Raw genomic sequence first — 12,927 nt, 5'->3', positions numbered from 1 at the left:
TCAGAGCGCAGATTCAGGAATTCTGCGTATTCTGCGGTTTCTGCGGCGGGGAGTCCTGCAGACTTGACCGGTGCAGGGGTCGGCGAAGCTGGTCCTCGCCAGCCGACCTTGAAGCTCAAGCCCGTGAACATGAGCGCTCCAGATGGCGGAACCGCAAAGTGAAGCGCTCAGTCACTGACGTTCAGCGATAGCTGGCCATGTGCATCGGTGGTTGGCCACCCGAGGGCTGGTTCCGCAAGGTGGTACGTGCACCGGGGCCGGGAGGATCCGGCAGGATGCCATGAATTAACCGCAGCGTGATGATGGCTGTATGGCCGACCCCGTTGCGGGCAATCAGCGAGCCAGCCGCACCGTGGACAGCGCCTTCGAGCATGGATGGCTAGGCAGGGCTTCATCGCAGCTTGCCGAGTTGCAGGCCATGGCTGATGCACTCGCAAGGCACCGCGCCCTCTCCGCTGACGAGCGCGAGCTTCTGATGGAAGCGTCTGAGCATCTGCAGGCCGCAGCCGCCATGCGTGCCCGGAGCTTGCGCACGGCAGAGCGCGTCGTGGCGAACACCGGAGCCGCCGAGACTGCGCTGCTTCAGCTGGCACCGGAAGAGATGATCCGTGACGCACTGCCTGGCATCACCGACCGCGTCAGCGCTCACTTGCCGCCCGATGACCCGAGGCGTCGGCGCTTCGACAGCATGCTTTACAACGAGGCCGGTCCCGAGGGGCGGGGGCTCGATCGCAAGATCATCGTGGCGGCATCCCGGGGCGCTACTCAAGTCGAGCTGGTCCGCCTCAGTCGGGTCCACAGTTTCCGAACGATCCTGCTGGCAACGGACCTATTTCTACTTCTGGCCGTTGGTGCAATCACCGTGGTGGGTGCGATGGATCCCGGAGTGATCCCGCTTTGCTTTGGCGCGGGGCGCCAGAGGGTTTGCCCACTCGGCCGTGCGCCGACAGCGGCTGACGTCGTGGTCATCGAGGCCGTGGGCTCCTGTGGCGCTTTGCTGCTGGCCACTCGGTCGATTCGCGTCATGCCTCTCGGTCTGGCACTGCCCTTGCTGATAACAAAGCTGGCCTGCGGCATGCTCACGTCAGTCGTCGGGGTGGTGATATTGGTTGGCGAATTCGTGCCTGGGATGGGCGGCCTCGACGCACCGCTGCAGATCATCGTGTGGGCGGTCATCTTCGGTAGCGCGTCACACCTGGTGACCAGGACAACCGACCAGCAGGGCCAATCCCTCCTGCAACAAGAGGGGCTGCAGGAGACGGCGTCGGTCACCGTGAACAGTGAGCTAGTGGACTTGCTGGATAAACGTCTGGCGAGGGAAGGACAGGTCCTCTCGAAACGTATGGGCGCGGTTGTCTCCCGCACGCTAGAGGAATCCCTTCGCGGCCCCGAACTCATCTCCTTCTCTGGGCTCATCCGGGTCGTCTGGCATCAGCAGCAGGGGGGCGCTGTGGGCGCTGAAGGGGGAACGGCGCTGGCTCCGGACGGGCGTTATGTCATGACGGTGGTGATCCGGCCGGGAGAGCCGACTGTGGCCGGCTCGGAGGAGCTGTCCGTAGCTGGCGTGGCGGGCGAGATCGTAACGTTCCGCCTAGTCGCTGAAAGTGACGGACTCTGCTTCGCTCCTGGTTCTCAGGAGGTTGATGTCCGCACCTCGGGGGGAACCGAGCACGTCGACTTCGCCGTGCGCACACGTTCCACCCCTGGCCCCATCCCAGTATGGGTGTCTGTGTATCAATACACGCGACTGGTGCACGTTCTACAGGCGCAAGTCACCGTTTCCGCAATCCCCGGCGAGGACTGAGCGATGCACCCGCCGAAGGGACCCTCCTTGTCCTTGGAGGTGGTCGGCAGGGATCAGCCGCGGCTCGTCCTGCGCCGAAGCGTGGGACGGGAGGAAGTCGAGGTGAGCATTGAACTCGCACAGGGCGGCATCCAGCGTGCCCGCAGAGGTGCCCAGGCCGCTGTGGATGGGCTGAGGCGGAGTCTGCAACTCACCTTGGAGCAGCCGGCGGACGACTGGGATGGTGTCGAGCGCGGCTTGCGCGAGCTGTACGTCAGGGGCACTGCGATGCTGCACCAGCTCTTCCGAGACCCTGACCTGATTCGGTTCATCAACACTCTGCACGACTTTCTGCCTGGGCTGAACGGCACCGCAAGTGGGCTGCCGGACATACAGTTCATCGCCGACGCTGACACTGTCCTGCCCATCGAGCTTCTCCCCGCGCTGATGATGGCAAAAGACCGCCGCCCGATCAAGGATTATCTCACGCTGGAAGAATCCGCCTCCCGATTTCTGGGATTCTCCGCGAACATTCGGCGGCACATTAGGGGAGGGATCGTTCCGCATCCGCCGTTGGCGCAGATCATGGACTCCTGGGTCAGCGCGATCCCAAATGCGAGAGGATTTGCGGTAGAGGTGTTCCAGAACGCTGCGCTCGGGAGCGTCTCCACGGAGGTCGGCAATCTGCAACGCTACGGCGAGCCGCACATTTTCGTACTCGGCCCCTGGCCGGGATCGGAAGATAGAGAATCCGACTCGGCTGAAATTATTGAGAAGATCCTTTGCGAGCACCCCGAGCGGCCGGGCGAATTTTGGCCACATGTCCTACATTTCGCCTGCCACTGCCGAGTCAGCCAGGATCCTACAGAAATCACCCTGCTGCTCCAGGGGGGTCAGTCCACGTCATGCGTCGAGGTGCGCCTCGTAGAAATGGAATCCCAGTCCGCAATTATCGTGAGCCGATCTCCTTTGGGTGGAGTCCCTACTCCGCGGCTTCCGCTGGTGTTCCTCAATGCCTGCTCCAGCGCGGAATCCGAGCCTCTCACCGGCGCATCGTTGCCAGAATTCTTCCTACGGAAGGGCTATCTCGGCTTCATTGGAACAGAGACTGCCATACCCGATGTGGTGGCCGCCGAGATCTCGTCGAAGTTCTACGACAACTTCCTCAGCGGTCGGTCACTGGGCGAATCGATCTGGCTGAGCAAGTGGAGCTTGCTTCGCCGCTATCGCAACCCTCTTGGGCTCCTATACACCACCTATGCCGACGGAGACCTCTACGTCGAGCATGCACTGGAAGGTAATCTTGATCATGACAGCTGAAGACGTAATCTCCATTATGGGACTCGTCACGGGTGAGGAGCGCGGCTTCATGCGTTGGCGGCGCGATGAGGTGGAGTTTTCTCGTGACGATGTGACGGTCGGGAACTTTCGGCAGCGGGTTGACCAATTCACACAGGTCATGACCGAAGTGCTGGCATCGATCCCCCTGGCTCCCAGCGGATACCAGCTGAGCGAAGTCACCGTCGCGACGGAGATCAGCGCGAAGGGAACGATCAGTGTTCTAGGTTGCGGAGGCGAGATTGGCGGCAGTGGAGGCCTGACGTTCAAGTTCGTGCGGGCTAACAAGGGCACCACAGCGGAATAGATCTGCCGCCCGCCAGCGTTTATACGCGGCTTGATGGAGTGCTGAAACTGCCAACTATCCCTGAGTGTGCTCATAGCGCCGAGCGCAGCCGCCCATCAGGAATGCTCTCACCCTCGCTGGCCATCTATCGCCGAGCGTTACAGCGTGCTGGTCGACGGCGCGCCCGGCTCCGACGGCCCGGCGATCCACAGGTCAGCCGCGGGTAAGCCGCGAGGACGGGCTGGCCTTGTCGCACAGTGCTGGGAGCGGATTGGTGAAAGTCTGGGTGGTGCGCCGCCATCTTCGCTGTGATTGAGTGACCACTCGCCCGGCCTGGGACGTGTGGCGGGTATGTGCGAGTGGATCTTGAATGTGTCGCTCGCCATGGCTTCGCCCTCGTGGTGGGGAACTATAAGAGGGCCGAATACGTGGGCGTCGTGGCCCAGGTGCCAAACCAATAGGGCGCATGGGCGGGGCACGCCCCAGGCCCCCGGTGGGGGTGCGGCGGCACTGTTCTGGCCAGCCTATGGACGACACGTGGACGGCGAGCAGCGCCGCGAGCGTGGTCCGATCCTGCGCCGCAGGTCAGGCGGCATACGAAGCTGTCGCGGGCGGGGGACTGTAAATCTGCCCGTTCCGTGCATGGTGGACGGTGCTCTCCAGGTGAGGGCTGACATGCCGCAGTGAGCGCACCTCATGGGCCATCTGTGGGCCAGAGGGTCAGCCGAGCGACTAGGACGTCGTTCGGCAGGTCACATGGGGTGTGGACGCGGTCAGAGCGACGCTCTTGAAATCTGCCAGGGACCGTGCTGGGCGCTGTCTGAGGTAGCCAACACCACGCCCCCCGGGAGCCCTTGTCCGGCAAGGCTGTTCGATCGAGGGAGACCAACCGGGCGGATTCGTGTTGCGGAACCGTAGCGGATGGTTTCGGCGTTTGCGCTCGCCGGGTGTCGTGTGTTCCTACGCTTGGGTTCCACTAGTCCAGGTATCGGGGTGTCAGGGGGCAGTTGTGAGTGCGGAGATCGTTCAGCTGGTGGAGCAGGCCGAGCCATATCTGACAGCGGCGGTCGGTGCGTACGGGGCGGCGGTGCTCAGCCGTACCGAGAGTGCGGCGGTGGACGCGACTGCGAACGTCGGTCGGCGGCTTTTGCAGGCGGTGTGGCACCGCAGGGACGCCCAGAGCCGTGCCGCCCTGGAAGCGGCGGTAGGGGAGGCTGCGGACGAGCCTGATGACGCGGATGCGGCCGGGGCGTTGCGGCAGCAGATCAAGCGGGCGCTGAAAGAGGACGCGGGGTTGTTCAGCGAGGTAGCCGCACTGCTGCGTGCCGCGGGCGGGGTGTCGGTGAACGTGTCCGGGACGCGGGCGATCGGTGCGCAGCACATCGGTATCGCGGTGTCCGGCGACCACGCCGCGATCCACCCTCCGCAGTCGTGACTTCGGGGGAGCCGGTGCGAATGGAGGTCGCGGGTGAGCGGCCGATCGGTGCCGGGACGATCGCGGTGGCAATCAGCGGGGACAACGCCCGGGTGGTAACGCTGCCTGCGGAGGCGGTCCACTGGGCCCGGGAAGTACCGGCTCCTCCCAGCGCAGGAAATCTGCCGGGAGGGGCCTCGGGGGTTTTCGTGGGCCGCGAAGAGGACCTGGACCGGGTCCGGGGCCTGCTGTGTACTGCCGCGCCCGGCGGGGATGCGAGCGGCGGGGTGGTGGTGACTCAGACCGGGGCGGTCCACGGGCTGGGCGGGGTCGGCAAGTCCACGCTGGCGTTGCACTACGCGCACCAGTTCCGGTCCGAGTATGGCCTGGTGTGGTGGATCACGTCGGATACGCCGGAAGCGATCGTGTCCGGGCTTGCGGCCTTGGCGCTGAGACTGTGCCCGCAGTGGGCGGGTACAGCCGGGGTGGACGAGCAGGCGGCATGGGCGATCACGTGGCTGGGATGGCATCCGGGCTGGCTGCTGATCTTCGACAACGTCGAGGAACCGACCCAATTGCATCCATACCTGGGCGCGCTGACTGGCGGGCACGTACTGGCGACCAGCCGACGCGCCACTGGCTGGCACAGGATCGGCCCGTCGATGCCCCTGGACCTACTGACCCCGCAGGCGGCAGCAGACCTGCTGTGCCGACTGGCGTTCGGCGGACAGGAACCGACCCGCACGGAGCGCGCCCAATCCGAGGCGCTGGCACGAGATCTGGGGTTCCTGCCGCTGGCACTGGAACAGGCCGGCGCATACGCCTACGAGACCGGCTGCGAACTGGGCGAGTACCGGGAGTCCCTCGGGCTGATGCTGGACGAGACAGCGAGCGACAGTGACCCGGAACGCACCATCGCCCGCATCTGGTCGCGCACCCTCATCGCGATCGAGGAACGTAACCCACTGGCGGTAGAGCTGTTGTACGCGATGGCCTGGCTGGCCCCCGACGACATCCCCCGCACCCTGCTCGAACCCCTCGCGCCGGACACTCTCACCCTGGGCAAGGCCTTGGGCGTGCTGCACGCTTACAACATGGTCACCTTCACCAGTGGCCAGGGTGTGAGTGTGCACCGTCTGGTCCAGACCGTCCTGCGCGCTAACCACGAAACCGATCCCACTGCGGGACCCCGAGGCTTGCACGAGGCCGAGCGGGCTGTCTGTCACGCACTTCCGTCGGATCAGAATGCCGAAGCTGCGCAAGCCGGGCCTTGGGAACGGCTGATACCTCACCTCACGGCTCTCGCGGAGTCCACGCCGTCCGGGCATTCCACGTCGTCTGACCTCAGTGACGTGTACTACGGCGCTGCGCAGCATCTCTTCCGGCAGGGACGCGATGGCCAGAGCTTGGTCTTACGCAAAGCCATCCTCGCCCAAAGGGTGCAGACCCTGGGCGACACCCACCCTGAGACGTTGATCTCCCGCAACAACCTCGCCCTGGCCTACCAGAGTGCGGGGGATCTGGAACGCGCGGCCCCACTGTTCGCGGCCACTCTCGCCCAGCAGGTGCAGGTCCTGGGGGACAACCACCCTGAGACGCTGACCACTCGCCACAACCTTGCACTCACCTTGCGGACGGCGAGGGATCTGGAGCGGGCGGTCCCGTTGTTCGAGGCCACTCTCGCCCAGGAGATGCAGGTTCTGGGCGACACCCACCGCAGCACCCTGAGGACTCGCAGCAACCTCGCCGTCGCCTACATGGAGGCGGGGGATCTGGAGCGGGCGGTCCCGTTGTTCGAGGCCGCTCTCGCCCAGCAGGCGCACGTCCTAGGTGACAGTCACCCCGAGACGCTGGAAACCCGCGGCAACCTCGCCCTGGCCTACCAGAGAGCGGGGGATCTGGAGCGCGCGGTCCCGCTGGTCGAGGCCACCATCGCCCAGCAGGTGAAGGTTCTGGGCGACAGTCACCCCGCGACGCTGTCGTCCCGCAACAACCTCGCCACTGCCTACGTGGAGGTGGGGGATCTGGAGCGCGCGGCCCAGCTGCTCGAGGCCAATCTCGCCCAGCATGTGCAGGTCCTAGGAGACAGCCACATCAGCACGCTGATCACCCGCCACAACCTCGCCAGCGTCTACATGGAGGCGGGGGATCTGGAGCGCGTGGCCCCGTTGTTCGAGGCCAATGTCGCCCAGCAGGTGAAGGTTCTGGGCGACCGTCCCCCCGAGACGCTGGCCTCCCGCCACAACCTCGCCGTGGCCTATCAGAGAGCGGGGGATCTGGAGCGCGCCGTCCCTCTGTGCGAGGCCAATGTCGCCCAGCAGGTGAAGGTTCTGGGGGACAGTCACCCCGAGACGCTGGCCTCCCGCCACAACCTCGCCGTGGCCTATCAGAGAGCGGGGGATCTGGAGCGCGCCGTCCCTCTGTGCGAGGCCAATGTCGCCCAGAGGGTGAAGGTTCTGGGCGACAGTCACCCCGAGACGCTGGCCTCCCGCAACAACCTCGCCCTGGCCTACGAGAGTGCGGGGGATCTGGAGCGCGCGGTCCTGCTGTTCGAGAAGGCCCTGACGGACGCCATACAGGCGCTTGGTGAGGAGCATCCGTTGACGGCAACGGTCCGTGGCAATCTCGCTTCTGCGCTCGTCGACCATGGCGTCGATGGCTCCAAACGGATGTGAGCCGGGTGTGTCATAAGCATGGATTCGGTACGCGCAGGAAGCGATCGAACAGCTCCGCGCCGAGTGCCGACCACCTCTCGGACGCTGACTGTGGCGCGGGCTTGGTGCGACCAGTTGGGCGGTCTCAGTTGTGGTCTCGCTTGGCGTTGGTTCTGGTGCAGGTCCGGGACTGTCCGTGGAGGTCTGCCACGGCCCTGAACTGCGGCGCAGCGAGCGCCGCGGACGACAATGGACGATGTTGGAACAAGATCGGACAACTCGTAATGTGTAGTTCCGGCCGATGGGGTAGCGCAAATGAAGCCCCGGGCCACCAAGCGCGGCAGGGCTTCATCGACCGGGTTTACATGGCCAACGTGACGGTGATCGGGGTGTTCGGGCGGCAGCTCAGTGGGGCTGGGCCGTCCCTGGGCCGTCTGGCACTGGCCAGGGACGGCCGACAACGACCAAGAACCACGGCTCGATCGCAGACCATACGCGGCTTCCCGCGTGTCTTTCGAGGTGCGCAACGCAGGGGTACAGACCCAGGGGAAGAAGAAGTAGCACCGCGCGGCCGAGCCGCCCTGGGCAAGCCCTCTACCTGCGGGTATTCCGCGGGTGGGGGGCTTGTGCCGTGCCGCGGCCGGATTCGGAGGCGGCCAGTTCGCGGCACCACGGGCAGTCCGCGGCCACATGGTCGCGGTCGGGGGTGTCGAGCCAGTACGCGCCGAGCAGCTCGGGATTGACGCCGGCGCGGTATTCGTCCTGGGCGGGCGGCAGCCGGTGGTCGTGCGCGGAGTTCTTTGAGGGCTTCATGCTCGGGCCAACGCTTTGGAGGCGGTGACCGCTATGGGGTGCGGCCGCTTCGCGATGCATTTGTGACAAAAAGGACCGATAGCGAATTTTCGAGCGGGGAACGAGTGCACGGATGATCCCGCCCGCCCCGGCAGACGCAGCGACCCTTCCCGGCGAAGGCCCCGGCAGACGCAGCGGCCCCGCCCGACGGAACGCCGGACGGGGCCGCGGTGCGCATCGCGGTGGCTAACCGCACGAACCGCCGCACTGGCAGGAGCCGCCGCTCTGGCAGCCGCAGCTGCAGCCGGGGCCGCACTGGCAGCCGCTCAGCAGCGGAAGCGGCGGGTATGTGACGGGTGCCGCGGCGTCCCGCGCCGGAGCGGTGTGGGTGGAGTCCGCCATGAGTGCCATGCATTGCCTCCTAGGGGTCACCTTGGTGCCCATTGCAAGCCCGGGCCAGGAGGCGCGTCAACGGCGCGTGGAGGCACGCGTCAATGGCGCGCGAGGGTGGCGGACGGCTCCCGAAGGCCCCTATGCGCCCTCAACCTGCGTCGGCGGAGCGATTTCATCGGCGTGCTCGCCGGTGACCAGATAGACCACCCGCTTGGCCACCGACACGGCGTGGTCCGCGAAGCGCTCGTAGTAGCGGCCCAGCAGGGTCACGTCCACGGCGGTCTCGATGCCGTGCTTCCAGCGGTCGTCCATCAGGTGCTGGAAGAGGGCGCGGTGCAGCAGGTCCATCGCGTCGTCGTCGTGCTCCAGCTGGAGCGCCAGATCGACATCCTTGGTGATGATGACCTCGGCGGCCTTGGCCATCAGGCGCTGCGCCAGCTGCCCCATCTCCAGGATGGTCGCATGCAGATCGCCCGGTACGGCGGTGTGCGGGAAGCGCAGCCGCGCCAGCTTGGCCACATGCTGGGCCAGGTCGCCCGAGCGCTCCAGGTCGGCGCTCATCCGCAGCGAGGTGACGACTATCCGCAGGTCGGTGGCGACCGGCTGCTGCCGCGCCAGCAGGGCTATCGCCCGCGCCTCGAGCTCGCGCTGAAGATCGTCGACCTTCTCGTCCGCGGCGATCACGCTCTCGGCCAGCTTGAGGTCCGCGTCGAGTATCGCCGTGGTGGCGCGCCCGATCGCGGAGCCGACGAGCCGGGCCATCTCGACCAGGCCCTCGCCGATCGAATCAAGCTCCTCGTGGTACGCGTCCCGCATCAGTGACCTTCTCTCGCATCAAGTGGTTCGAGTGGTGTCAGGTGGTGGGTGGGAGCCGTGGGGAACGGATGTCCGATGCGCCCGGTTCCCACGTTCCCACGCTCCGTGCCCGTACGTCCCGCGCTCCGCCCAGAGGCCCATGGAGCCCGGCCGTCGCGCGCCCGGTGCGGGACCGACTCCTGCGCCCGCACCCTCACCGTGCGGGGACATCGCGACCGGCACTCCCACCCGGGGTGAACCATCACCGACATGAAGGTGAACTCTGGGCGACATGACCGCTGCCCCGGACCCTCGCCGGCCTGCGGCCCGGCCTCCGGAGTGAACCGGTACCGACGTAAGGGTGAACTCTGGGCGACGGCTGTTTGAGCAGATCTGCGCAGCGCTGGGGGAGTGTCCGACCTGCCGCATACGCTGGAGTCATGAACGTGGACGCGGCGGTTGCCGCAGTGGCAGCGATCGCCGGACTGTGCACCGGCGTCTTCGCCATGCTGGCGTTCCGCTGGAGTGAACGCGACCAGGCCAAGCCCACGCGGACGTCCCTGCACACCGATGCCGTGCTGCCGCCCGGCGTCGACACCGTCCTGTCGGTACTGCGCTCCTCCGCCGTCGTCCTCGACGAGGCCGACTCCGTCGTCAAGGCCAGCTCCGCCGCGTACGCCCTCGGGCTGGTCCGCGGCGGCAAGCTCGCCGTCGAACCGATGATGCAGATGGCCCGCGACACCCGCCGGGACGGCGAGATACGCCAGGTCGAGCTGGATCTGCCGCGCCGTGGCACGGGCCGCGGGGACGCCCTCGCCGTCTCCGCCCGGGTCGCCCCGCTCGGCTCCCGCCTCGTCCTCCTGCTGGTCGAGGACCTCACCGAGGCCCGACGGATAGAGGCGGTCCGGCGCGACTTCGTGGCCAACGTCAGCCATGAGCTCAAGACCCCCGTCGGCGCCCTCTCCCTGCTGTCCGAGGCGGTGATGGACGCCAGCGACGACCCCGAGGCAGTCACCCGCTTCGCCGGCCGGATGCAGAACGAAGCCACCCGCCTGACCAGCCTCGTCCAGGAGCTGATCGACCTCTCCCGGGTCCAGAACGACGACCCGCTGGAGGACGCCGAGCCGGTCCGCGTCGACGAACTGGTCGCCGAGGCGATCGACCGCTGCCGCCAGCAGGCCGGTACGAAGCAGATCACCATGGCCGCCGGAGGCGCCGCCGACCTGCATGTATGGGGAAATCGCGGCCAGCTCGCCGCGGCCCTCGGCAACCTCGTCGAGAACGCCGTCAACTACTCCCCGGCCCGCACCCGGGTCGGGATCGCCGGGCGCCGGATCTCCGCGCCCGGAGGAGACCTGATCGAGATCGCCGTGACCGACCAGGGCATCGGGATCTCCGAGAAGGACCGGGACCGCATCTTCGAGCGGTTCTACCGAGTGGACCCGGCGCGCTCGCGCGCCACCGGCGGGACCGGCCTCGGCCTCGCCATCGTCAAACACGTGGCCGCCTCCCACGGCGGAGAGGTCACGGTGTGGAGCGCTGAGGGACAGGGCTCCACCTTCACCCTGCGTCTCCCGGAAGCCGGTGCCGTCCGCGACCGCGAACGGCCCGCCGGCCTCACCCCGGAGGGCCTCGACGACGAGGACCGCCCGGATGAGGACCGCCCGTACGAGACCTTCAACGATCCGCTGCCAGCACACCCTGCCCCGGAGGTCCTTCCGTGACCCGAGTGCTCGTTGTCGAGGACGAGGAATCGTTCAGCGACGCACTGTCGTACATGCTCCGCAAGGAGGGTTTCGAGGTCGCCATCGCGGCTACGGGCCCTGACGGTCTGGACGAGTTCGAGCGCAACGGTGCCGACCTCGTCCTCCTGGACCTGATGCTGCCGGGCCTGCCCGGCACTGAGGTCTGCCGCCAGCTGCGTGGCCGTTCCAATGTCCCGGTCATCATGGTGACCGCCAAGGACAGCGAGATCGACAAGGTCGTCGGCCTGGAAATAGGAGCCGACGACTACGTCACCAAGCCCTTCTCCTCCCGCGAACTGGTCGCTCGCATCCGTGCCGTGCTGCGCCGCCGCGGCGAGCCGGAGGAGGTCGCCCCGCAGGCCCTGGAGGCCGGCCCGGTCCGGATGGACGTGGACCGCCATGTCGTCACGGTCTCCGGCGGCAAGGTCGATCTGCCCCTCAAGGAGTTCGACCTCCTGGAGATGCTGCTGCGCAACGCCGGCCGGGTGCTGACCCGTATGCAGCTGATCGACCGCGTCTGGGGTGCCGACTACGTGGGCGACACCAAGACCCTCGACGTCCACGTCAAGCGCCTGCGCGCCAAGATCGAGCCCGACCCGGGCGCGCCGCGCTATCTGGTCACGGTCCGCGGCCTGGGCTACAAGTTCGAGCCGTAGGCCGGCCGCGGCCAGGGCCGGTGGCCGGCCACAGCAGGACGCGCGCGTACAGACGCGTGCAGACGCGTCAGGGCGCCCCTCCCGGCCGGAGGGGCGCCCTGACGCGTCTGTGTGTGTCCCGGAAGTCCCGGAGGGGGGCTCAGTGCCCCTGGTGGGCCGACTGGGAGGCCGTGCCGGACGGGGTGGCCGACGCCGTCGGCTTGCCCGACGTGGACGGGCTGGCGGAGCCGGACGGCTTGCCGGAGGCGGACGGCGAGCCGGAGGGCTGCGGCATCTGGGTGGGCCCGAAGCCCACGAAGTAGTTCTTCGCCGGGACGACGTAGGCGCCCAGCTGCACCTTGCCGGTGGAGCTGAAGGCGAATGTCAGGGGCTGGATGTCGCCGTCCTTGACGGCCTCGCGCCCGCTGGCCAGGACGGCCGAGGCGTTGCCCTTGCCGCCGATGACGACGGAGCCGCCGGCCGGCACGGTGATCGTGCCCGAACCGGAGGCCGCCTTGAGCGTGGCCGACGCGCCGGTCCCGTTGACGGTGATCGCGGTCAGCTTCTGGTCCTTGGTGCCGCTGTTGAAGACCGTCGCGCTGATCACGGCCGGGCCCTTGGCGGTCAGCTCGGGCTGGGTGATCACATTGGCGTTCTGGATCTTGATGTCGCCGACGGAGGTCGCGGCGTTGTCCGGCTTGACCTGCAGCGTCTGCGCGTCTCCACCGGCCCCGCAGGCGGACAGCGAGACGACGGAGAGCGAAAGGACGGTGGCGGCGAGGACGCCGCGTCGAAGGCTGCGGCTCACGGCGGCGGCATCTCCTTGACGAGCTACGGCGGCCGAACTTCTTGCCCGGTCGCGGATGGGCAGCGGCGGTCTTGCGTACGCGTCATGGCGACGGGCACGTAAAGCCGCCCTAAGGGTGTGTCAGCGCCGCTAGGTTACCGAGCCGTCCTCACGCCGCCGCACCCGACCCGCCCCCAGCCCGGTCCGCGGCCCCGTGGGGCGAGCGGGGCGGGGGTGAACGGGGGCGACGGCGGGTCTCCCCGGCCGCCCGGCGCGACACCCCACCACCGCCACGCCGACACCCC

10 protein-coding genes are annotated in these 12,927 nt (G+C 67.4%); 7 read left to right on the top strand and 3 right to left on the bottom strand.

The genetic code is table 11. The features are described 5' to 3' along the window. Nucleotides 1-310: 310 nt before the first annotated feature. From SNA_RS35940 to SNA_RS35920, 5 genes are all read left to right on the top strand, one after another. Nucleotides 311-1,804, top strand: coding sequence for a hypothetical protein (locus SNA_RS35940; protein WP_030063821.1), 1,494 nt, complete (start codon nucleotides 311-313; stop codon nucleotides 1,802-1,804). Nucleotides 1,805-1,906: 102 nt separating this feature from the next. Continuing rightward, complete coding sequence (locus tag SNA_RS35935) at nucleotides 1,907-3,103, top strand: CHAT domain-containing protein (protein WP_157880188.1); 1,197 nt, start codon at nucleotides 1,907-1,909, stop codon at nucleotides 3,101-3,103. Further along, a complete protein-coding gene (locus SNA_RS35930) occupies nucleotides 3,093-3,428 on the top strand; it encodes a Pepco domain-containing protein (protein WP_051877125.1) in 336 nt (111 codons plus the stop codon). Before SNA_RS35935 ends, SNA_RS35930 begins: the two co-directional genes overlap by 11 nt. Before the next feature lie 988 nt (nucleotides 3,429-4,416). Then, on the top strand, nucleotides 4,417-4,842 hold the full coding sequence (locus SNA_RS35925) for a hypothetical protein (protein WP_044368575.1): 426 nt from the start codon (nucleotides 4,417-4,419) through the stop codon (nucleotides 4,840-4,842). Nucleotides 4,843-4,862: 20 nt separating this feature from the next. Continuing rightward, the gene (locus SNA_RS35920; protein WP_104532148.1) at nucleotides 4,863-7,496 is read left to right on the top strand and encodes a tetratricopeptide repeat protein; all 2,634 of its coding nucleotides are present in this window, start codon (nucleotides 4,863-4,865) and stop codon (nucleotides 7,494-7,496) included. 573 nt (nucleotides 7,497-8,069) lie between these two features. Here SNA_RS35920 and SNA_RS35915 read toward each other — a convergent pair. Together SNA_RS35915 and phoU are read right to left on the bottom strand one after the other, a co-directional pair. After that, nucleotides 8,070-8,288: a hypothetical protein gene (locus SNA_RS35915; protein ID WP_030063825.1), complete on the bottom strand. Its 219-nt coding sequence runs from the start codon at nucleotides 8,286-8,288 to the stop codon at nucleotides 8,070-8,072. A 510-nt stretch (nucleotides 8,289-8,798) separates the two neighbouring features. Continuing rightward, entirely contained in the window at nucleotides 8,799-9,476 is a 678-nt protein-coding gene (gene phoU, locus SNA_RS35910; protein ID WP_030063826.1) for a phosphate signaling complex protein PhoU, read from the bottom strand. Nucleotides 9,477-9,895: 419 nt separating this feature from the next. Between phoU and phoR the strand changes: the two genes are divergently transcribed. After that, a complete protein-coding gene (gene phoR, locus SNA_RS35905) occupies nucleotides 9,896-11,179 on the top strand; it encodes a two-component system sensor histidine kinase PhoR (RefSeq protein ID WP_030063827.1) in 1,284 nt (427 codons plus the stop codon). Between the two features lie 5 nt (nucleotides 11,180-11,184). Continuing rightward, nucleotides 11,185-11,856 carry a two-component system response regulator PhoP gene (gene phoP, locus SNA_RS35900; RefSeq protein ID WP_466419800.1) on the top strand — a complete coding sequence of 224 codons (672 nt, stop codon included), beginning with the start codon at nucleotides 11,185-11,187 and terminating at the stop codon, nucleotides 11,854-11,856. Between the two features lie 139 nt (nucleotides 11,857-11,995). Here the strand turns inward: phoP and SNA_RS35895 are convergent, their stop codons facing one another. Next, nucleotides 11,996-12,643 carry a copper chaperone PCu(A)C domain-containing protein gene (locus tag SNA_RS35895; protein ID WP_030063829.1) on the bottom strand — a complete coding sequence of 216 codons (648 nt, stop codon included), beginning with the start codon at nucleotides 12,641-12,643 and terminating at the stop codon, nucleotides 11,996-11,998. Between the last annotated feature and the right edge of the window lie 284 nt (nucleotides 12,644-12,927).

Origin of the sequence: Streptomyces natalensis ATCC 27448, from assembly GCF_000935125.1 — a bacterium.
In the GTDB taxonomy this organism is placed as follows: Bacteria; Actinomycetota; Actinomycetes; order Streptomycetales; family Streptomycetaceae; genus Streptomyces; species Streptomyces natalensis.
This window is presented reverse-complemented; position numbering and strand designations above follow the sequence as displayed.

Coding starts and splice junctions, on each gene's coding strand:
- SNA_RS35930 (WP_051877125.1), top strand. CDS start 3,093: ATGACAGCTGAAGACGTAATCTCCATTATGGGACTCGTCACGGGTGAG.
- SNA_RS35940 (WP_030063821.1), top strand. CDS start 311: ATGGCCGACCCCGTTGCGGGCAATCAGCGAGCCAGCCGCACCGTGGAC.
- phoR (WP_030063827.1), top strand. CDS start 9,896: ATGAACGTGGACGCGGCGGTTGCCGCAGTGGCAGCGATCGCCGGACTG.
- SNA_RS35920 (WP_104532148.1), top strand. CDS start 4,863: ATGGAGGTCGCGGGTGAGCGGCCGATCGGTGCCGGGACGATCGCGGTG.
- phoU (WP_030063826.1), bottom strand. CDS start 9,476: ATGCGGGACGCGTACCACGAGGAGCTTGATTCGATCGGCGAGGGCCTG.
- SNA_RS35915 (WP_030063825.1), bottom strand. CDS start 8,288: ATGAAGCCCTCAAAGAACTCCGCGCACGACCACCGGCTGCCGCCCGCC.